We start from the raw sequence: 20,036 nt of genomic DNA on the forward strand, positions 1-20,036 counted from the left end.
CCCAACAGCCTTAGGGAATCAGGCCAGGTCGTCGAGGAGGGCGAGGACGTCGTCGCCGTAGCGGTCGAGCTTGGTGGCGCCGACGCCGTGGCAGCGGGCCAGTTCGGCCGACGAGGTCGGGGCCGCCGCGGCGATCGCCTTGAGCGTGCGGTCGTTGAAGATGATGTAGGGCGGCATGCCCTGGTCGCGCGCCTGGTCGGTGCGCCACGCCCGCAGGGCCTGGAAGCGGTCCTCGGCCTCGGGGGTCAGCGCGTCCGGCTCGTCGACCGCCGCACCGGTCCCGGACAGCCGGTCCTGGCGCTGCTGGCGGTAGGCGTCCAGCCGGGACACCGAGGCGACCTCGCCGTCGCGTCGCGACCCCGGGCTGGTGGTGGTGCGACGGGGTCGGACCACTTTCGCCCGCTCGCCCTCCACCTCCACCTCCGTGTCGACCGACAGGTGGGCGGCCGCACCGTCGACGTCGACCACGACCCGGTCGGTCCCACCGGAACGCTCGACCCGTCGGACCACGACCTCGACGCCACCGGGGGCGGTCAGGACCGCGCCCGGCACCGCCTCGACCCGGCCGTCCACGACCCGCGGGGTGGACCGCTCGGGCAGGTCGTCGTCGTCGGCCGCCCGCTCGTCGGCCGCCCGTGACAGCTCGGCCACGAACGGGGACAGGCCATTGCGGTCCCCGACGACCGCGACCGACTCGCGACACCGGGTCACCGCGACGTGGAACACGCGACGCTCCTCCTCGACGTCCTCGGCCAGCCGGTGCGGCATCAGCCCGTCGGTCGCGGCGTACACCACGACGTGGTCCCACTCCATGCCCTTGACCCGGTGCACGGTCGACAGGGTCACGCCGTCGTCGTCACCCGGCAGGGCCAGCTGGTCACGCAGCCACGGGCCGAAGTTGGCCGGGTCGGGCTCGAGCAGGGCGAGCTGGGCCAGCGCGTCGAGGTCGTCGCCGTGGCTGGAGCCCTCCGGCCGGGACCGCGACGCGTCCAGCGTGTCCATCGCCTCACCCAGCCCGATCCGGCTGCGGATCAGCTGGAGGCACGCGGCGGTCTCGGCCCCGTCGGTGATCGCGTCGGACAGGGCCTGGACGTCGTCGAGGTAGTCGTCCCAGCGTGTGGCGTGGGTGGTCGACAGCACCTCGGAGACGGTGCGCAGCCGGTCCATCGAGAACCGCCGTCCACGGAGGTGGTCCGACACCGCCGACTTGACCTTGCGCGACGGGCGGTTCAGCGTCTCGAAGATGTCGCTGCGCTGCATCCGTTCGGGGTCCAGCCCCAGCCGCAGGTAGGCCAGCGCGGTGCGGATCCCGGTCCGCTGCAGCACCCCGACGTCCAGCACCTTGGTGTGCGGGACGCCGTCGATCGCCAGCGACACCTGGACCGGCAGCAGGGTCGCGTTGACCCGCGCCAGCACCGCGACGTCGGTGGGTGCGGCACCGTCGGCCAGCCGGTCGGTCACGACCTCCACGGTGCGTGCCGCCATCGCCCCGGCGTCGACGGCGTGGACCTGCGGCGCGACCTCGGAGTGGTCCCGGCCGGCGCGGATCTGCTTGTCGACCCGGCGGCGGTTGTGGCCCAGCAGGGTCGCCACCTGGTCGACGACCGCCGGCGGGCAGCGGTAGTTGACCTCGAGCGGGTGGTCGCCGGCGCCGGGGAAGTCGGCCGCGAAGTCGATCAGGTAGTCCGGGTCGGCCCCCGCGTAGCCGTAGATCACCTGGTCGTCGTCCCCGACCCCGAACACCTGCAGCGACGGGGACGCGACCAATCGCATCAGGAGGTGGAACGCCGGGGTGAGGTCCTGGAACTCGTCGACCAGCAGGTGGGTGCCCAGCCGCTGGGCCTGGGCCCGGACGTCGGGGCGGGTCAGCAGCAGCTCGCAGGCCCGGAAGATCATCTCGTCGAAGTCGATCAGGTTGCGGCGGTCCAGCTCGGCGCGGTACTTGCCGAACGTGTCGTCGAACTCGTCGACCTCGAACGCGAGCCCCGCCGACAGCGGGTCGACCAGCCCGAGCCGGACCAGCCCCAGTGCGTCGAGGTAGGCCTGGAACGGGTCGGTGTTGGGGATCCGGGCGGTCCGCACCAGCCGGTCCAGGATCGAGCGCTGCTGGCCCTCGTCGATGAGCTCGCGACGCCCGTCCAGGTCACAGATCCACTTGCCGAGGCTGTGGAAGGTCCGCACGCTGCGCCGCCCACCGGCGGCCACGCCCGGGACGTCGCCCAGCCGCTGGCGCATCTCGGCCGCGGCGCGGGTGTTGTAGGCCACGGCGGTGACCAGCGACGGCTCGTAGCCGCGGTCGGCCAGCAGGTGGCGCATCCGGGCGGTCAGCACGCGGGTCTTGCCCGAGCCGGCCGGCGCGATGATCCGGGCCGCCCCGCCGTCGTGCGCGACCGCCTCGCCCTGGTCCGCGGCCAGGTCGTCGCCGGCCGCGGTGGTCCCGAGCAGTCGCGGACGTCCCTCCTGGATCGACTCGCGGTGCACCAGTCCGGTCGGGGCACCGTCGTCGCCGAGCCCGGCGACCGGGCCACGGGGTCCACCGTCGGCCCAGGCCACCACGCCGTCGACGACCGCGTCCGCGTCCGGGGTGTCCTCGCCGCCGCGGCGACGCGCCAGCTCCCCGTGCCACCAGATCGGGTCGCCGGAGCGGGCGTCGTAGTTGTTGGCCCACACCAGGAAGTGGAGCCGCTCGCGCTCGAAGGTGAAGCCGTGGGGCAGCTCCCACGGGTCGCGCGTCTCGACCTCGGGCTCGCGCAGGCCGGCGTTGTCCGCGGCGAGCTCGACCACGACCGGCTCGCGACGTGCCCAGGCGAGGTGGAGCCGCGCGACCAGTGCTGACGGCGCGGCCACCGCGGCGTCGTCCACGACCAGTCGCGGGGCGTCCGCGGACGTGCCGGGCGGGGTCGGGGCACCCGGTGCGACCACGACGCCACGCCCCAGCGCCACGGGGCCGGGGTAGTGGGGATCGGGTTCGACGGGCATGACCACCGCAGGGTAGGGGCCGGGTGTGCCCCGTCGATCATCGTCCGGGCCGGTGTCGACACGTCGACCACGGTCGTCGAGTGTGCGGTTCGGGGACGCGCGTGGCCGCGATCAGCACACTCGACAGCGACGGACGGTCAGTCGGCGTCGTCGGCCGGTCGGAGTGCGACCAGCGCCGCACCGGGATCCTCACCCTGCTCGACCGCCTGCACCACGAGCAGGTCCGGATCGGTGACCGGGAAGGCGATCACCAGTCCGGCGGTGATCGGCGTGGTCCACGTGACCGACAGGTCCGGGTAGGCGTACAGGGCCAGGTCCGTGTCGTCCATGCCGTCGGTCGCGGCGAGCACGCCGACGTCGGTCGCGGCCACCGCCCCGAAGAAGAAGGCAGGGCTCGGTGGGGTCACGACGGTCGGGGGCTCGCCGGGCCGGGACAGCTCCAGCCGTTCGGTGCCGTCAGCCACGACCCAGAGCTGTCCGTCGACCTCCACCGCGTCCTGCAGCCCGGACTGCAGGGTGGCCCGCCGGGTCCCGTCGCCGTCCAGCAGGACGACACACGGGTTCGTCGAACCCCGGCACCCGCCCAGGGTCACGGCGACCTGCCCGTCCCCCCAGGCCTGGAGGTCCTGCACGTCGGTGTCGAACGACCGTGCCCACCGCTCGCCATCGTCCGGGCCCTGGCTGACCACCCGAGCGCCGTCGGCCGACACGACCTCGTCGCCGACCCGCAGCGGGTCGGTCCCGGTCGGGGCCTCGTCGTACACCACCTCACCGGCCGCGGTCTGGAGCTGGACCGAGCTGCCGGTCAGCACGACCATGTCGTTGCCGCGGGGACGGCACGACGGGGCCGGCTGGAGCCGGACGATCTGGCCATCGGTCGGTCGGACCTGGCCGCACTGGCCATTGCCCGAGACGGCCAGGCGCCCATCGGGCATGGCCCATCCCTCGAAGCTGGCGTCGACCGGGAGCTCCCACAGCTGCGCGCCGTCCTCCAGTGCGCGCCCCACCAGCCGGTCGGGCGTGACGGCGGTGCGGACCTGCTCGACCGCGATGGTCGTGCCACCGGTGACGACCGCGGTCACCTCGTCGTGTGCCGGCTCGTGCGCCCAGGCGACGTCGCCGGTCGCGACGTCGATCCCCCGCACCCGCCCACCGTCCGGGACCGCGTCGACGACGACCAGCATGTCGCCGTGGCGCACCACCTGGCCCGTGCCGAACTCGAACGCCAGTGGCACCTGCCACGTGGCCTCCACCGGTCCGGTCGGGGCCGTCGGGAACGACGCGGTCACGTCGGACGGCGGACGGTCGGACGCCAGGGCGAGGACGAGCACGGCCCCGACGACCACGACCAGCACGGCGCCGAGCCACCATGCCCACGAGGGTGTGCCGGTCGGCCCGGGATGGTCGGTCGGTCCCGAGTCGACCTCCATCGGGTGCTCGTCGCCCGTGACACCGGCGACGTCCCGCCCCGACGTGGCGTCGGGCGTGTCCGTCACGTCCGCCTCCTCCGACACCGAGAGCCTACGACACGACACGAGGGTGACCAGGGCATCGCCGATGCGTCGACGGACCGTTGGTGGGCGTCGGCGCGGTGCGGGCGTCCGCACGTCATGGCATCCTCGACGTGGCGTGCCCGCTCGGGCGCGTTGCCGTGTCCACGAACCCAGAAAGCCCTCGCATGCCCGAGTCCTCCTCGCCCTGGACGGCCGCCGACGACCGCTACGAGCAGCTGGAGTACCGGCGGACCGGGCGGTCCGGGCTGGACCTCCCCCCGGTGTCGCTGGGGCTGTGGCACAACTTCGGCGACGACCGCACGCTGGACGACCAGCGCGCCGTCCTGCGCGAGGCGTTCGACCTCGGCGTCACCCACTTCGACCTGGCCAACAACTACGGCCCGCCCTACGGCTCGGCCGAGTCCAACTTCGGCCGGGTGCTGGCGACCGACTTCGCGCCCTACCGCGACGAGCTGGTGATCTCGTCCAAGGCCGGCTGGGACATGTGGCCCGGCCCGTACGGATTCGGTGGGTCGCGCAAGTACCTGCTGTCCAGCCTCGACCAGAGCCTGGACCGGATGGGGCTCGACCACGTCGACATCTTCTACTCCCACCGTGCCGACGAGTCGACGCCGCTGGAGGAGACGATGGGCGCGCTGCACACCGCGGTGACCAGCGGGCGGGCGCTGTACGTCGGGATCTCGTCGTACTCACCGGAGCGCACCCGCGACGCGGCCGCGATCCTCGCCGACCTCGGGACGCCGCTGCTGATCCACCAGCCCAACTACTCGATGCTCAACCGCTGGATCGAGGACGAGCTGCTCGACACGCTCGAGGACGTCGGCGCGGGCTGCATCCCGTTCTCACCACTGGCCCAGGGGCTGCTGACCGACAAGTACCTCGACGGCATCCCGGAGGGGTCACGCGCCGCCCAGGACAAGTCGTTGGACGACGAGACCATGACCGAGCAGCTGCTGGAACGGATCCGCGGGCTCAACGACCTCGCGTCCGACCGCGGCCAGACGCTGGCCCAGATGGCGATCGCGTGGACCCTGCGGGACCCACGCGTAACCAGCGCGCTGATCGGCGCGAGCAGCGTCGAACAGCTGCGTGACAACGTCGGCGCCGCGGACAACCTCGACTTCGCCGACGACGAGCTGGCCGCGATCGAGGACCTGCTGGCCGACCGCGCGGGCAGCGACGACGTCGACCTCTGGGCCGACTCCACCCGCATCTGATCGACGAACCAGGCTCGTCGACCTCGGGACCGGCCCTGGTGGGCCGGCCCCGGGTGGGCGCGAATCCCGACCGTCAGTCGTCGTGGTCGTCGTCCTCGTCGTGGTCGTCGTCCCGATCGTGGTCCTCGTCCCGATCGTGGTCGTCGTCGCCATCCCGACGCCCCGATCGGTCGTCTCGGTCGTCGTCGTGGTCGTCGGAGTCCTTGCCGTGGTCGTCATCCCGGTCGTCGTGGTCGTCGTCCCTGCCGCGGTCGTCCCGGTCGTCGTCCGAGTCGTCGTCGGCATGCGCCTCGACCCGACGGTCGCGGACGCGGGCGCGCATCTCGCCGTCCTCCAGCTCGACCTCCAGGTCGACCCGGTCGGTGCCGTGGCGGAAGGCCACCTCGACCTCGTCGCCGCGCGATTCCTCCACGAACACCTCCCAGCCGTCGATCGCGGACGTGTCGACCAGCTCCAGCACCACGCCGTCGCGGGTGACGCTGACCGTCCCGACCTCGGCGACGTCGAAGGTCTGGCCGTCGGTGGCGAAGGGGTCCGGTCCGGGGTCGGACGTGGCGGTGGCCGCGTCGTTGCTCGGGCTGTCGTCGGGGCTCGGGTCGTCGTCCGGGGCGAAGGGGTCGCCCTGTCGGTCGTCGGGCCCGTCGTCCTCGGGCGAGTCGTCGACCTGGGCCGCGGCCTGCACGTCGCCGTCGGACAGGGCCAGCGCCAGGCCGGCGCTGCCCACGACCAGCAGGCCGGCGGTGCCGACGGCCAAGAGGCTGGTGCGCGTCATCATGGTGGTCTCCTCGGTTGGTGACCACACCGTCGCCCGGCTCGGGTCAAGCGCGCCTCCACGCGACCTCAAGAGCAGGTGAAGTCGTCGGGAACGGCCGCGGACACACCCTCAGCGAGGGCTGTGACGAGGCAGGACCAGCTCGACACGGGCACCGACGCCCGCGTCCGGCGTACCCAGCACCACCCGACCACCCGCCTCCTCGGCCAGGCGCCGGCAGATGTCCAGTCCCAGCCCGGTGGAGCCGTCACCGGACCGCCCCCGCTCGACGAGGTCCGACGCGAACCCGGGCCCCGCGTCGTCCACCGTCAGCACGGCGCCGTCCGCCTCGGCGGCCACCGTGACCGTGAACGCGGTCGCGGCCGGGGTGTGGCGCAGCACGTTGACGACCAGCGCATCGACCGCGGCCGCCAGGTCGTCGGCGGACACCCCGACCACCACCGGGACCGTCGTGACGTCGGCCGTGACCGCCCGCCCCTCGTCCTCCGCCAGCGGGCCCCAGTAGTCCAGCCGCCCACGCACGACCGCGGCGAGGTCGGCGGGCCCTCGCCCCGCGGCGCCCGCACGGGCCTGGCGGATCATCTGGTCGACCGCGGCCTCCAGCCGGGCGAGGTCGGCGGCGAGCCGGTCGATGCCGGGGGCGTCGCCCATCGCCTCGAGGTCCAGCCGCAGCGCCGTGAGCGGGGTGCGCAGCCGGTGGGACAGGTCGGCGGCCCCCTCCCGCTCGGCGGTCAGCAGGTCGTCGATCGCGTCGGCCAACCCGTTCAGCGCGGTCGCGACGTCGGCGATCTCCGGTGGCCCGTCGACCGGGGCGCGGGTGTCACGTCGTCCGGTGGTCAGCTCGCGCGCGGCCGCGGCCACGCCGGCGACCGGTCGGGTGATCCGCAGCGCGAGCCGGTCGGCGAACAGGGTCGCTCCCACGACCAGTGCGAGGCCCAGCAGGCCGATCACGGCCCACGAGGCCGCGACCCCGGCACCCAGGCGATCCTCGGGCACGACCACCTGGACCACGCTGATGTCGTCGGCGCCGCCGATCGGGGTCACCAGCGCGATCCCCCCCGGCACGGGCACGCGCGCACCCTGCCCGGCCTGGGCGCGGGCCAGCACGTCGTTGGGGATCGGCCCGGCGCCGACGGTGGTTCCGTCGGGCAGCACGACCGTGACCTCGCCGGCGTCGGCGACCGGTCCCAGTGCCAGGGCGGTCCGGACGGTGTCGGGGCCACCGTCGACCAGCGCCACGGCCATCAGGTCGGCGACCTGGCCGGCCTGGGCGAGCGCCCGCTCCTCGGCCAGCGTGGCGACCAGGAACCCCAGCGGGATGACGAAGGCCAGGACCACCATCGCCGTCGTGGCCGCCGCGACCACTGTCAGTTGGCGCCGCACGTCGTCAGTCCTCGGTCGGCGCGACCAGCTTGACGCCGACGCCCCGGACGGTGTGGAGGTAGCGCGGTTCCGCGGCGGTCTCCCCGAGCTTGCGTCGCAGCCAGGACAGGTGCACGTCGACGGTCTTGTCGGCACCGCCCAGGGGCTGCTGCCAGACCTCGGTCAGCAGCTCGCGGCGGCTGACCACCTCGCCCGCCCGACCCGCCAGGTGCGCGAGCAGGTCGAACTCGAGGCGGGTGAGATCGAGCTCGTCGCCGTCGAGGGTCGCGACCCGCCCGCGGGGGTCGATGTGCAGTCCGCCGACGTCGATCGGTCCCGGACGGGTGCTCGCGGTCCCGACGCGGCGCAGGACGGCTCGGATCCGTGCGTCCAGCTGGGCTGCCGAGAAGGGCTTGACGAGGTAGTCGTCCGCGCCGGCGTCGAGGATCCGGACGATCTCCTCCTCGCCGTCCCGTGCGGTGGCGACGACCACCGGGGCATCGCTGAGCCCGCGGAACATCGCCAGCCAGCGCTCGCCGTCGACGTCGGGGAGGCCGAGGTCCAGCACGACGACCTCGGGCGGGTCGTCGATCGCGCGCTCGAGGGCGGGCATGCCGGCGGCCTCGGCCAGGACGGCATGGCCACGGTCCGTCAGCGCCCGGACCAGCGAGCTGCGGATCCGGGCGTCGTCCTCGACGAGCAGCACGTGCGCCATGGGGGGAGCCTACGAGCGTCCCGGACCCGGAGCGTCCGGCTTGACGACCTCCCAAGCCGGGCTTAACCCGCTCTTGAGGTGGACGGCGGGGCGATGCGGCACGCTGGCGCCATGCCCCGCACCCTCTTGCTCGTCCTGGCCTGGCTGGCGGTCACCACCGCCGCCATCGGCGTGGCCTGGGCCGGCGTGCAGATCGTGTCCACCCGCGTGGTCGAACCGCTGCCGCCCGAGGCGCTCGCCGTGGCGTCCGGGTCGGGCGGACCTTCGGCGACCCCCACGGACGGCCCGGGCACGGCCCTGCCGACGTCGCCCGGCCGAGATCCCGGCAGCCCGCCTCCGTCGGCCGCCGACACCGCTGCCCCGACGCCCGGCACGACGCAGGACCCGCCGCCCCCCGAGCCGTCGACCGCCCCGACCGACGTCGCGACGACCGCGGTCGGCGAGCTGCGGTCCTACCGCGTCGTCGGTGGCTCGGTCACCCTGCGGTTCGCGCCCGGGCAGGTGACCGTCGTCGCGGCGGTCCCCAGCGACGACGACTTCGACCTGGACCTGTCGGGCAACGGCACGGCCCGGGCGACCGTCGAGTTCGAGTCCGACGACCACCGGTCCCGGGTGCATGGCTGGTGGGACGACGGTCCGGTCGACCGGGTCGACGAGGACGACCGCGACCACAGCGGTCCGGGTGACGACGATGACGACGAGGACCGCGACGACGGCGAGGACGACGACGGCTGAGCGCCACCACGGCCACCAGGTGTCCTGCACCGTGTTGACGCCGACCTCTTGACACCCGTCCTGTCAGCGCGAACATTCGCTCGCAGCGGGGACGCGGCCGCCACGGGATCGAGGCCTCCGCGCGCGTGGACGGCTGGAGGACCACGCTCGAGGACGCCGGTCGCGACGTCCCCCCGGTGCGCGTCGGCGACTGGAGCGCGTCGTCCGGCTACGAGCTCGGGCGCGAGCTCCTGGCCGAGACGGACGCGACCGCGGTGTTCGTGGGCAACGACCCGATGGCGCTGGGGTTGTACCGGGCGGTGCGCGAGGCGGGGCTGTCGATCCCCGACGACATCAGCGTGGTCGGGTTCGACGACGTGCCCGAGGCGGCCTTCTACGCCCCGCCGCTGACGACCGTGCGACAGGACTTCGACGAGGTCGGCACGCGCAGCCTCCGGGTCCTGCTGGCCGGGGTCGAGGGGACCGAGCCCGACGTCGACCTCGAGGTGCCCGTCACACTGGTCGAGCGGGCCAGCACGGCGCCACGTCCCCGGGCCTGACCCGGCTCGGAGGTGGCGTTGCCGACCGCAGTAGCGTGGCCGGTCGAGCACCGAGCGAGGGGACGTGGTGGCACGGGCGGACGACCAGGCCCACATGCGACAGGCGATCGACCTGGCGCGCGAGGCCCAGGCGCACGACGACGTCCCGATCGGCGCGCTGGTGGTGGTCGACGGTGAGGTGGTCGCGACCGGCCACAACCGTCGGGAGGTCGACCACGACCCGACCGCGCACGCCGAGCTGCTGGCGATCCGGGCGGCCGCCACCGCGCGGGGTTCGTGGCGACTGGACGACGCGACCCTGTACGTCACGCTCGAGCCGTGCCACATGTGTGCCGGGGCGATCGTGCTCGCACGCATCCCGCGGGTCGTGTTCGGTGCGACCGACCCCAAGGCAGGCGCGGCGGGATCGCTGGACGACCTGCTGGACGACCCCCGCCTGAACCACCGGGTCGACGTGACGTCGGGGGTCCTGGCCGACGAGTGCGGGGACCTGCTGCGGGCGTTCTTCCGTGCTCGGCGTGGTCGCCGGGCGGGTCGGTCCTCGGACCCGGCGGGTGCCGGCGACGCGGACCGGGCATGAGCATGGGCGACGACGTCAAGACCCGCGGCGGACGACGCTGGCTGCGGTGGCTGGGCTGGGCCGTCGTCGGGCTGGTGCTGGTCGTGGCGGGCGGACTGGCCTGGTGGGTGCTGGGGGCGCCCGATGCCGAGCCCGGACCGCTGCAGGCCGTCGTGGACGACCCGGACGTGGAGGTGACGTACGGCGACGACGTCGTGACCGTCGCACCCGTCGGCGGTGCACCCGACACGGCCCCGTCGGTGGTGTTCTACCCCGGTGCGCGCGTCCCGCCGGAGGCCTACGTCGCGACGTGGGCGCCGGTCGTCGAGGCCACGGGCGCCACCGTGCACATCCCCGCCATGCCCCTGCGGCTCGCGGTGCTGGATGCCGACGCCGCCGCCGGGGTCCGGGCCGATGCGACCACGACCGGGCCGTGGTTCCTCGCGGGGCACTCGCTGGGCGGGACCATGGCCGCGAGCCACGCCGCGGCGACCGCCGACGACTGGGACGGGGTCGTGTTCTGGGCGTCGTACCCGAACGGCGACGTGCTGGCCGACACCGGTCTGGCCGTGACGTCGATCAGCGGGACGGCCGACGGCCTGACCACGCCCGACGACGTCGAGGCCAGCCGGGCCGACCTGCCCGGCGACGCCAGCTTCGTCGTACTCGACGGGGTGAATCACGCCCAGTTCGGCGCCTACGGCGAGCAGGGTGGTGACAACCCGGCCGAGGTCGACGACGTCACGGCGCGCGAGCTGGTGGGCGATGCGACCGTCGCCGCCCTGTCCGGCGGCTGACGGCCCACGCGGGCGTCAGCCGGTCGTGCGTGCGGCCCGCTGCTCGGCGCGCTGGCGGGTCTCGTCCGGGAGGTGGTCGCCGGCGGTCAGGACGTGGGCGGCCACGTCGTCGCCACGCCACAGGGCCATGACGTCTGCCACGGTCACCTCGTGGTCCGGGCGCGACACCACCTCCACGACGTCGCCGGCCCGGACGTCGCCGGGGGTGACGATGCGCAGGTAGGCGCCGGAGCGGTCGGCGTGCAGGAAGGTCTTCTGGAACGTGTCCTGCATCCGCCAGTCCAGCTTGGCGCACGGGATCCGGGGCGACGTGACCTCGACCTCGACCTCGTCGCCGATCCGCCACCGCTCGCCGATCCGTGCCGCGTCGACGTCGATGCCGGCCAGGGTCAGGTTCTCGCCGAAGAACCCGCTGGGCAGCTGCTGGTCGCGCTCGGACTCCCACGCGTCGTAGGAGGCCCGGTCGTAGGCGTACACCGCCTGGTCCCGGCCGCCGTGGTGGACCTCGTTGGCCTGGGTGTCACCCTCGACGTGGTCGTCGCCCAGGCGGACCGGCCCGTCCGTCGCGGTCTTGACGATCGCGGTCTCGACCAGCCGTCCGCCGATCAGGAAGGTCTGGCTCGATCCCACGTTGACCTGGAGCAGTTCGCCCATCCCGCGTCCCTCCCGTCGGGTGCCCTCACGGTAGGGGGTCCGCCCGGAGGCGAGAGAGGTTGGTTCGTACCCTGCCGGTCCATGGACGCTGGCGGGAGGAGCCGAGGGCATGGGTGACGAGGCCTACTTCGTGGGGCCACCCGAGCGGCCCGGTCCGGGCGTCCTGTTCCTGCCGTCCTGGTGGGGGCTGACCTCCGCCGTCAAGGCCCGGGCGGACGGCCTGGCCGACGCGGGGGCCACGGTGCTGGTGCCCGACCTCAACTTCGGTGCGCGACCCGAGTCCGAGGAGGCCGCCGAGGCGGCGCTTGGCGCGGCCGATCCGAACCGGCTCGCGTCGATGGTGCTGTCGTCGGCCGACCTGTTGGCCGGCAAGTCGGCGGGCGAGCGCCTGGCCGTCGTCGGCGTGGGCATGGGCGGGTCGCTCGGGCTGTGGCTGTCCGTGCGACGGCCCGACCTGGTGGATCGCGTGGTGTCGCTGTACGGCAGCCAGAGCATCGACTTCGCGGGTGCCGACGCGGCCTACCAACTGCACTTCGCGGACACCGACCGGTTCATCTCGGCCGACGACCGGGCGTTCCTCGAGGCCACGATGCGCATGGAGGACCTGGCCGTGGACGTGGTGGTGCACCCGGGGACGCGCCACGGGTTCGCCGACCCCGAGGGCCCGACCCACGACCCCGAGGCCGCCAGCGCGGCGTGGGACGCGGTCAGCGTCTTCGTGGACCGGGACTGACCGGGTCGACGGACTCGTCGGGGTCAGCGGCTCCGGCCGGTTCGCCCGGCTCGGCGGGGCGACCGGTGGCCTCGTCGATCGCCGAGGACAGGATCGGATCGCTGGGGGAGCGGCGGTGGGTGTGGCGTCGCGCCAGCCGTGCGTTGACGATCGCGCCGAACAGCACGCACCACGAGGTCAGCAGCAACCACAGGAGCAGCACCGCGATCCCCGCCACCGTGCCGTACCGGAAGTTGTAGGTGCCGACCTGCTCGACGACCTGCGAGAACCCCTCGGTCCCGAGCACCCAGGCGAAGGTGGCCACCACCGCGCCGGGCCAGGTCCAGCGCCACGACGGCAGCGGCTCGGCCGGTCCGTAGTGGTAGATGACCAGCAGGGCGCTGAACATCATCAGGCTCAGGCCGATGAGCTCGCCGGTGATCGCCAGCACGCTCGAGCCTCCCTCGCCGAGGTCGAACCAGCCGAGCACGACCGGGAGTCCGGTGATGGCCGCGAGGCTGATCGCGACGAACACCATCGAGCCGAGCGTCAGCGCGACGGCGATCAGTCGTCGCTTGACCCAGGAACGACGTTCGACGCCCCCGTTGGCGGCCGTGAGCGCCTCCATGACACCCTGGATCGTGGATGCCGCGACCCACACGGCCAGCAGCAGGGCGACACCGAAGGTGATGCGCAGCTCGGTGTTGTCGGCCAGGACGATCGTCTCGACCTGCGTGACCAGGACCTCGCGGGCCGATGCCGGGAGCCCGAGCGTGATCCTGCGGGTCTGGTAGATGATCTCGCCGGCCGGCTGGGCCAGTGCGAGGGCGGAGCTGGCCACGACCAGGGTGGAGAACACGGCGAGGAAGGCCCGGAACGCGACCCCGGCGGCCATCAGGGTCGCGTGGCGGTACTGCAGGTCGCGACGCAGGTCGTTGGCGAGCCGGGTCCAGTCGGTTCGCCGGAACGTGCGCAGGTCGGCGGTCGTCCAGCCGGGCGACGGGCCGCGGTCGTCCAGGGCGGCCGGGACCAACACCTCGTCGTCCGACGGGTCGGACGCGCGTCGGGTGCGTGGCTCGGCCACCGGGACCTCCGGGGATCGCGTGTCCCCCATGCTGCCACGTCGACGACCGCCCCACACCCGGGCGACGGGCCGGACCCTGCCGTTCGTCGATCTGCCCGGACGGCAGTGACCCGGGTGTAGGATTCGATCGCCGTTGCGGGCGCGTCGACGGACCTCGACCCCCGGACGCCACCATTGGCGGTTGCTGCATCGGGCGGGGTCGCCCGACCGGACGGGGTGGGTGATGCGGGTGGGCAGGAGTCGCCAGTCGTCCCACTCGGGCTGGCTCGCGCGCCACGTCCCCATCCTCGCCTGGCTGCCCGCGTACCGACCCGAGTGGTTCCGCCACGACCTGGTCGCGGGCGTGGCCGTCGCGGCGCTCGTGGTGCCCAAGTCCCTGGGCTATGCCGAGATCGCGGCCGTCCCGATCCAGCACGGCCTGTACGCGGCCGTCGCCGGGACACTCCTGTACGCCGTGTTCGGGACGTCGCGCCAGATCTCGACCGGCCCCAGTTCGGCCCTGGCGACGGTGGCGGGCGGTGCGGTCCTCCTGTCGGGCATGACTGGGCCCGATGCGGTGTCGCTGGTCGCCACCATCACCGCCGTGTCCGGGGTCCTCTTCCTGCTCCTGGCGTTGTTCCGGATGGGCTGGATCTCGCAGTTCCTGTCCCGGGCGGTCATCACCGGGTTCCTGTTCGGGGCGGCGATCGACGTCGTGGTCGGTGAACTGCCGAAGGTGACGGGGACGCAGGTCGACGGTGGCTCCACGTGGCAGGAGGCCGGGCAGTGGTTGGCGTCGCTGGCGTCGACCGACCCGACCACGGTGGTCGTGGGGCTGGCGTCGCTGGCCCTGATCCTTGGGTTGCGGTTCACCGACAGCCGCCTGCCGGGGGCGCTGGTGGTGGTCGTCGCCGGACTGGTGGCATCGACGGTGCTGGACTTCGAGGCCCGTGGCGTGGCGCTGGTCGGTGACGTGCCGCGTGGGTTCGCCGCGCCGGTGCTGCCATCCCTGTCGCTGCTGGTCGAGCAGGCGCAACTCGTCGGAGCGGCCGCCGTCGGCCTGCTGCTGATCGGGTTCTCGCAGACCGCGGGGGACGCCCGCGAGTTCGCCAGTCGGCACGGCTACCGGGTGGACATCGACCAGGAGGCCACCGCCCAGGGCATGGCCAATGCCGCGTCGGGGGTGCTCCAGGGGATCCCGGTCGCGACCAGCCTGTCGGCGAGCTCGTTGAACGACCAGTCCGGGGCACGGACCCCGATGGCGTCGCTAGTGACCGGCGGGCTGGTCGTGCTGACCCTGGTGTTCCTCGCCCCGGTGTTCTCGGCGCTGCCGAAGCCGGTCCTGGCGGCCGTGATCATCGACGCCGTGGTGTTCGGGATGATGAACCTGCCGGAGCTGCGTCGGCTGTTCCGCGTGGCGCGGGCCGACTTCTGGATCGCGCTGGCGGCGATCCTGGGCGTGCTGGCCACCGGGGTGCTGGCCGGCGTGCTGATCGGCGTGGCGCTGTCGGTGGCGTGGCTGGTGCACGTGTCGACCAACCCGGCGATGCCGTTGCTGGGGCGACAGGCCGGCACGCAGGTGTTCCGCAGTCTCGAGGAGTACCCGGACGGGTCGACCTATCCCGGCGTGGTGGTGCTGGCCTTCGACGCCGGGCTGCACTTCGCGAGCGCCGCCGCGCTCGAGGACCGGGTCCGGGAGGTGGTGGACCAGGCCGGCGAGCACGTGCACACGATCGTGCTGGACTTCGAGGGGGTGAACTTCATCGACTCGCAGGGTGCGTCGACGTTGGGCGAGATCGTGGACTTCGCCGAGGAGTACGGGGCGAGCGTGCGACTGGCCCGGGTCAAGCAGCAGGTGCGGGCGCTGCTGGAGCGCGACGGGCTGGTGGAGCGCCTCGGCGACGGGGAGTTGTACGGCAACATCTACGAGGCCGCCGCGGACCACGTCGCGCGCCACGACGGGGACTGAGGCCGTCACGTCGACCTTGGTACCATCTTCGACCGCATGGAGGGATCGCATAGTCCGGCCGAGTGCGCCCGCCTCGAAACCGGGCGGGCTGTGACGCATGCATGGGCCCGACGTCGATCCTCTGCGGTCGATGTTTCCCCTGCTGAGCGGCATGTTAGAGCCGCTGCTGCCTTGATCGGTTTCCGGCGTTGGTGCGGGCACTGATACACAATTGATACACGGTGTCCGTGGCGCGGTCATTTCGCAAGTCATCCTTCGTCCTCCTCTCGGTCGTCGTTGTCCTCTGTCTCCAGGTTCTGGCTGGTGTCATCCTCGTCACGCTCCTCGGGCTCTGGCTGGGCGTCCTCGTGGCCGCGCAACCGGGCGTTGAAGGTCTCGGCGGCACGGCGCTGCATCCCGGGCATGACGTGCTGGTAGGCGTCCTGGGTGTAGGCGGTCGTCGAGTGGCCGAGCCGCTCGGTGACGACCTTCACCGGCACGCCGGCCTTGATCAGCAGCGTGGCGTTGGTGTGGCGTAGATCGTGCAGCCTGGCCCGCGGGATCCTGGCCTCCTCGGTCAGTGCGTGGAAGCGCTTGGTGATGTCTGGCGGGTACAGCCGGCCACCGACCGGCGAGGTGAACACGAGGTCGGTGTCGCGCCACGAAGCGCCGACCCACTCGCGCTCGGCCCCCTGCTGCTTGCGATGTCGCCGAAGGATGTCGACGTCGGTGTCGGAGAGTTCGATCGCGCGGAACGACGTGTCGGACTTCGGCAGCTCGTGCTCGTAGACCGTGCCGCTCAACTCCACCGCGACGCGGACGACCGACACCATGCGCTCTTCGAGGTCGACGTGCTTCCAGGACAGCGCCACCACCTCGGAGCGACGCATGCCGGTCACGATGGTGAGGTGCCACAGCGCGGCGAGCCGGTCGGTCTCGGCCACGGCCATGAAGTGGCGGAGCTGATCCCACGTGTAGGTCGTGCGCGCCGCCATGGCCCGGGCCTTGACCTCACTGGTCGAGGGCGGGTCGGCCTGCTCGCACGGGTTGAGTCGGAGCAGGCCCCAGCGGATCGCGTCGTTGAAGGCCTTGTTGAGCTGGGTGTGGATCCGCCGGATCGTCGTCGGCGACAGGCCCCACCCGAGCACTGGGTCGGGCTTGCGGGTCCGACCGCGCACGGCCAAGTCGTCGTACATCTCGTTCAGGACGTCGCCGCTGACCTCGTCGAGGTGGAGGTCGCCGATCCGTGGGAGGACATAGGCCTCCATGTGCTGCAAGCGATCGACCCGGGTCTTCTCGGTCGTGCGGGTTCGAGGCAGCCAGCGGTCGATGAGGTACTCACCGACGACGATTCGCTCGGCTTCGGGCGTGGCGGCTTCGGCCTCGCGACGCAGCTCGTCCAAGGCCTGCTGGGCCACGCGCCTGGTCGCGAACCCGCTGCGGAACGCGCGGTCCTGCGAGCCGTCTGCCTTGCGGCCGAGGAGGATGCTGACCGCCCAGCTCACCGTCGAGCGGGTGCAGCCTTCGCGTGCGCAACGGCGGCCCGGGACCTTGCGACCGCAGCGCTTGTAGATCGTGCCGGCCACCTCAGCCCCGACTCTCGTTGGCGGAGCTTGCCAAGGTCGGCCTCGGCGCAGGTGGTGGCGGTTGGAGTTGGCGCGGGGTGGCGTCCTCCACCCAGTCGTTGGGATCAAGGCCCAGTAGGTGCAGTAGGCGCGCCGACGGGACCAACAGCCGTCGACCGATACGGACGGCGGGGAGCTCGCCCCGATGCACCGCTCGGTAGGCGGCTCGCCGGCTGATCCCGAGGATCGTGCCCGCTTCTTCGACACTGATGGTTGGGGGGAGGTGACTTCTTGCGGACACTGTATCGACCTGACCTTCGGGAGTGGGCGACACGAGGTACTATAATCTAAGTAATATCCTAGATACAAGCTCCCCGTGAGTTGGGTGGTTGGGGAGGCCGTAGGACAAGCGCTACGCTCTCTTGCCGTACCAGGAGGGATCGCATAGTCCGGCCGAGTGCGCTCGACTCGAAATCGAGTAGGCCCTTTCGGGTCTCGAGGGTTCGAATCCCTCTCCCTCCGCAACACGAAGGGGCTGACCGGCGAGGTCGGCCCCTTCGTCGTGGTGTGGGGCGACTTCCCTTCGCCAGCGCTGAGGGTCCCAGATCTCTACGGCCAGGATCGTGGCCTGATCGTCCGATATCTCATTCTGGAGCCTGGTCGGGCGAGCTCATGTGAGTGCTGCTATCGGCGGCTACCAGAGGCCTCCCTGGTGGCCGGTCGAAGGCGCCGCTAGCTGTGATTCCTCACCAGGTTGTCGACGTGTGACATGGGAGCCTGGCCGTCGTGGGCGGTGTGGGGTCGGTGGTGGTTGTAGTGGTGCAGCCAACCATCGAGCGCGTCGAGGCGTTGCTGGTTGGACGTGTAGGGCTGCACGTAGGCCCATTCGTTCTTCAGGGTGAGGTTGAACCGTTCGACCTTGCCGTTGGTCTGGGGCCGGTAGGGCCTGGTGCGCAGGTGGCGGACGCCGCGGTCGGCGAGCTGGTCACGGAACAGCCGTGACCGGTAGCACGACCCGTTGTCGGTCATGACCCGTTCCACGCCGATCCCGAGCTGGGCGAAGTGGTCGATCGCACGGGCGATGAAACCGGTCGCGGTCTCCTTGCGTTCATCACGGTGGGCCTCGAGGTAGGCGATCCGGGTCCGATCGTCCACCGCGATGTGGAGATAGTCGAACCCCAGCCGGGGTTGCTTGCCGCGTGCCCGCAGATGGGTGCCGCTGGCGACCTTTCCGCGGCCGTGGATGCGCCATCCGCCCCCGTCGGGGATCCGGCCCTGCTTCTTGACATCGACATGGACCAGCTCACCCGGCCGGTCACGCTGGTAGCGCACCACGGTCCGGGTGGCCCGGTCCAGGTCAGCGAGCCGCGGCAGACCGTTGCGACGCAGCACCCGCCACACCGTGGACCGCGACTCGCCCAGCGCCCACCCGATCCGGTGCGGACCCTCCAGAGTCGCCTGACGGTGAGCGATGATCGCCGCTTCACGCTCCGGTGAGATCCGGTGGGGGATCCGATGCGGACGCGACGACCGACCCGCCAGCCCTGCCCACCCCTCGGTGTCGTAGCGACCCAGCCACTTGTGCGCAGTCGCACGCGACACGCCCTGAGCCTCGGCCGCCCTGGTCACTGGCCAGCCACCGAACCGGATCCGTTCGACCAGCAAGCGACGGCCAGCCACGGTCAGTGCTGCTCTACGATGCTCCACGAGGGCCTCCTTGGTTGTTCGTCTTAGCCCGACGAACCGGGAGGCTCTCACCATGTGAACAACGTTGCGAGGAACTACAGCTAGCCAGCAGACGACGCCTTGCGCCCGAGAGCCCGTGGTGTCTTCCACCGCAATCGGACGGCAGGCACAATGCTGGAGCAAGAAGCACCGCGACATCCGTGAACCTCGCCGCGGCTTGGCCGTCCGAACTGTCTGCGGAGCACCACAATGGAGTACCCCCCTTCGATACGGATCGACAGCAGCGGTCTCCCGGAGTCTCGGAGCCGTCGTTCCGAGATGATCGCGGCGCGAGTGCTTGCGAGGATCCTCGGAGGCACGTGCAGCCGCAGAGATGAGCTTGTCGGCGAAAACGGCCTCCATGACCTTGACGTGCTGCTGGCGGACGGGACGACCATCGCCGTCGAGGTCACAACTTGCATCGACGAAGAGGCGGCCGAGTTTGAGGCGGCGCGCGATCGGCACGGTGTTCATGTCGATGTAGAAGGTCTCGTGCAATCATGGGCCGTCAGGCTGACGGAATCAACCCGGCTCGACGGACTCATCGAAGTGATCGCGCCGCACCTGGCAGAGTTGGAGAGGCATGGTGTCGACGGCCTTGGGCGACCTGCCCGATCTGACTCCAGCCTCTACATCCGGCACCGGGCGGGCGATCCTGGCGGGGCCGTTCCGCCGGTGGCCTACGAGCTTCTCGATCTCGGTGTTGATACCGCATGGGCCTTTGCCCGAACGGACGGACGTCAGAGCGTGGAGTTCATTCGGCGTTCAGGGGGCGGGTCGGGCAATACCGAGCATCTGGTGACGGAGGAAGTGACCCGGGCGGCTGTGAGGAAATCGCCCGTCCTATCGCGCCCGGCGGCACAGCGCGCAGATCGACGCCATCTGTTTGTCTGGCTGGACCCCGACTGGTGCCGTGAGGCGGAGTTCGGACTCTGGAGCGGAAACCCGGCGTTCGCACCTCCCCTTGACTTCGCCCCAGGAATTGATGAGATCTGGGTTGGCTCATGGTCCGCTACGCCCGGGGAGGGCATCGGCTACGTAGTGCTCTGGCATGCCAACCACCCGTCGGCGGCGTGGCGGCATCCCACCCCGCCAGAGCTCGGCCCTAACCCGTAGATCCTGCAGGACTCCGGCGAGGATGACAGCGCTGCAGGAGGTAGGGCCCAGTCTCGGGAGCCTG

The 20,036-nt window shown here is 72.0% G+C and carries 18 protein-coding genes and 1 tRNA gene; 9 read left to right on the forward strand and 10 right to left on the reverse strand.

Annotated elements, in window-relative coordinates:
* Nucleotides 1-18: 18 nt before the first annotated feature.
* Nucleotides 19-2,979, reverse strand: coding sequence for an ATP-dependent DNA helicase UvrD2 (locus KR546_RS11595; RefSeq protein WP_238444876.1), 2,961 nt, complete (start codon nt 2,977-2,979; stop codon nt 19-21).
* Nucleotides 2,980-3,116: 137 nt separating this feature from the next.
* On the reverse strand, nt 3,117-4,475 hold the full coding sequence (locus KR546_RS11600) for an outer membrane protein assembly factor BamB family protein (protein WP_238444877.1): 1,359 nt from the start codon (nt 4,473-4,475) through the stop codon (nt 3,117-3,119).
* 182 nt (nt 4,476-4,657) lie between these two features.
* On the opposite strand from KR546_RS11600, the gene mgrA reads away from it, so the two are divergent.
* The gene (mgrA, locus tag KR546_RS11605; RefSeq protein ID WP_238444878.1) at nt 4,658-5,710 is read left to right on the forward strand and encodes an L-glyceraldehyde 3-phosphate reductase; all 1,053 of its coding nucleotides are present in this window, start codon (nt 4,658-4,660) and stop codon (nt 5,708-5,710) included.
* Nucleotides 5,711-5,783: 73 nt separating this feature from the next.
* Here the strand turns inward: mgrA and KR546_RS11610 are convergent, their stop codons facing one another.
* From KR546_RS11610 to KR546_RS11625, 3 genes are all read right to left on the reverse strand, one after another.
* Nucleotides 5,784-6,485, reverse strand: coding sequence for a hypothetical protein (locus KR546_RS11610; RefSeq protein WP_238444879.1), 702 nt, complete (start codon nt 6,483-6,485; stop codon nt 5,784-5,786).
* Nucleotides 6,486-6,593: 108 nt separating this feature from the next.
* On the reverse strand, nt 6,594-7,865 hold the full coding sequence (locus KR546_RS19305) for a sensor histidine kinase (protein WP_338019142.1): 1,272 nt from the start codon (nt 7,863-7,865) through the stop codon (nt 6,594-6,596).
* Nucleotides 7,866-7,869: 4 nt separating this feature from the next.
* Nucleotides 7,870-8,559, reverse strand: a complete 690-nt coding sequence (locus KR546_RS11625) for a response regulator transcription factor (RefSeq protein ID WP_238444880.1) — start codon at nt 8,557-8,559, stop codon at nt 7,870-7,872.
* Between the two features lie 111 nt (nt 8,560-8,670).
* Here KR546_RS11625 and KR546_RS11630 point away from each other — a divergent pair, with 111 nt between their 5' ends.
* The 4 genes from KR546_RS11630 (at nt 8,671) to KR546_RS11645 (ending at nt 11,189) form a co-directional block, all read left to right on the forward strand.
* On the forward strand, nt 8,671-9,294 hold the full coding sequence (locus tag KR546_RS11630) for a hypothetical protein (RefSeq protein WP_238444881.1): 624 nt from the start codon (nt 8,671-8,673) through the stop codon (nt 9,292-9,294).
* Nucleotides 9,295-9,419: 125 nt separating this feature from the next.
* Nucleotides 9,420-9,833 carry a substrate-binding domain-containing protein gene (locus KR546_RS11635; protein WP_238444882.1) on the forward strand — a complete coding sequence of 138 codons (414 nt, stop codon included), beginning with the start codon at nt 9,420-9,422 and terminating at the stop codon, nt 9,831-9,833.
* A gap of 64 nt (nt 9,834-9,897) precedes the next feature.
* Nucleotides 9,898-10,413, forward strand: coding sequence for a tRNA adenosine(34) deaminase TadA (gene tadA, locus KR546_RS11640; RefSeq protein ID WP_338019143.1), 516 nt, complete (start codon nt 9,898-9,900; stop codon nt 10,411-10,413).
* Nucleotides 10,410-11,189, forward strand: coding sequence for an alpha/beta hydrolase (locus KR546_RS11645; RefSeq protein WP_238444883.1), 780 nt, complete (start codon nt 10,410-10,412; stop codon nt 11,187-11,189). Before tadA ends, KR546_RS11645 begins: the two co-directional genes overlap by 4 nt.
* 15 nt (nt 11,190-11,204) lie before the next feature.
* On the opposite strand, the gene KR546_RS11650 is transcribed toward KR546_RS11645, so the two are convergent.
* Entirely contained in the window at nt 11,205-11,843 is a 639-nt protein-coding gene (locus KR546_RS11650) for an MOSC domain-containing protein (protein ID WP_238444884.1), read from the reverse strand.
* Nucleotides 11,844-11,952: 109 nt separating this feature from the next.
* Between KR546_RS11650 and KR546_RS11655 the strand changes: the two genes are divergently transcribed.
* Entirely contained in the window at nt 11,953-12,576 is a 624-nt protein-coding gene (locus tag KR546_RS11655) for a dienelactone hydrolase family protein (protein ID WP_238444885.1), read from the forward strand.
* Here KR546_RS11655 and KR546_RS11660 read toward each other — a convergent pair.
* A complete protein-coding gene (locus KR546_RS11660; protein ID WP_238444886.1) occupies nt 12,551-13,669 on the reverse strand; it encodes a YihY/virulence factor BrkB family protein in 1,119 nt (372 codons plus the stop codon). The genes KR546_RS11655 and KR546_RS11660 overlap by 26 nt on opposite strands.
* Nucleotides 13,670-13,868: 199 nt before the next feature.
* Between KR546_RS11660 and KR546_RS11665 the strand changes: the two genes are divergently transcribed.
* On the forward strand, nt 13,869-15,587 hold the full coding sequence (locus tag KR546_RS11665; RefSeq protein ID WP_238444887.1) for a SulP family inorganic anion transporter: 1,719 nt from the start codon (nt 13,869-13,871) through the stop codon (nt 15,585-15,587).
* 248 nt (nt 15,588-15,835) lie between these two features.
* Here the strand turns inward: KR546_RS11665 and KR546_RS19745 are convergent, their stop codons facing one another.
* Nucleotides 15,836-17,152, reverse strand: coding sequence for a tyrosine-type recombinase/integrase (locus KR546_RS19745; RefSeq protein ID WP_238444888.1), 1,317 nt, complete (start codon nt 17,150-17,152; stop codon nt 15,836-15,838).
* A gap of 1 nt (nt 17,153) precedes the next feature.
* Nucleotides 17,154-17,465 (reverse strand): helix-turn-helix domain-containing protein, encoded by a 312-nt coding sequence (locus KR546_RS19955; RefSeq protein WP_420804254.1) that lies wholly within the window; start codon nt 17,463-17,465, stop codon nt 17,154-17,156.
* A 99-nt stretch (nt 17,466-17,564) separates the two neighbouring features.
* On the opposite strand from KR546_RS19955, the gene KR546_RS11680 reads away from it, so the two are divergent.
* Nucleotides 17,565-17,653: transfer RNA gene (locus KR546_RS11680), tRNA-Ser, on the forward strand.
* A 210-nt stretch (nt 17,654-17,863) separates the two neighbouring features.
* On the opposite strand, the gene KR546_RS11685 is transcribed toward KR546_RS11680, so the two are convergent.
* Nucleotides 17,864-18,838, reverse strand: coding sequence for an IS481 family transposase (locus KR546_RS11685; RefSeq protein ID WP_238444890.1), 975 nt, complete (start codon nt 18,836-18,838; stop codon nt 17,864-17,866).
* 390 nt (nt 18,839-19,228) lie between these two features.
* Here KR546_RS11685 and KR546_RS11690 point away from each other — a divergent pair, with 390 nt between their 5' ends.
* Nucleotides 19,229-19,972, forward strand: coding sequence for a hypothetical protein (locus KR546_RS11690; RefSeq protein WP_238444891.1), 744 nt, complete (start codon nt 19,229-19,231; stop codon nt 19,970-19,972).
* Nucleotides 19,973-20,036: the final 64 nt, after the last annotated feature.

The sequence above is a fragment of the Salsipaludibacter albus genome, from assembly GCF_019798055.1.
In the GTDB taxonomy this organism is placed as follows: domain Bacteria; phylum Actinomycetota; class Nitriliruptoria; order Nitriliruptorales; family Nitriliruptoraceae; genus Salsipaludibacter; species Salsipaludibacter albus.

Excerpts from the sequence above, each read along its gene's own strand:
- KR546_RS11650 (WP_238444884.1), bottom strand. The coding sequence starts at position 11,843 with ATGGGCGAACTGCTCCAGGTCAACGTGGGATCGAGCCAGACCTTCCTG.
- KR546_RS11595 (WP_238444876.1), bottom strand. The coding sequence starts at position 2,979 with ATGCCCGTCGAACCCGATCCCCACTACCCCGGCCCCGTGGCGCTGGGG.
- KR546_RS11645 (WP_238444883.1), top strand. The coding sequence starts at position 10,410 with ATGAGCATGGGCGACGACGTCAAGACCCGCGGCGGACGACGCTGGCTG.
- KR546_RS11655 (WP_238444885.1), top strand. The coding sequence starts at position 11,953 with ATGGGTGACGAGGCCTACTTCGTGGGGCCACCCGAGCGGCCCGGTCCG.
- KR546_RS11660 (WP_238444886.1), bottom strand. The coding sequence starts at position 13,669 with ATGGGGGACACGCGATCCCCGGAGGTCCCGGTGGCCGAGCCACGCACC.
- KR546_RS11610 (WP_238444879.1), bottom strand. The coding sequence starts at position 6,485 with ATGATGACGCGCACCAGCCTCTTGGCCGTCGGCACCGCCGGCCTGCTG.
- KR546_RS11630 (WP_238444881.1), top strand. The coding sequence starts at position 8,671 with ATGCCCCGCACCCTCTTGCTCGTCCTGGCCTGGCTGGCGGTCACCACC.
- KR546_RS11625 (WP_238444880.1), bottom strand. The coding sequence starts at position 8,559 with ATGGCGCACGTGCTGCTCGTCGAGGACGACGCCCGGATCCGCAGCTCG.
- mgrA (WP_238444878.1), top strand. The coding sequence starts at position 4,658 with ATGCCCGAGTCCTCCTCGCCCTGGACGGCCGCCGACGACCGCTACGAG.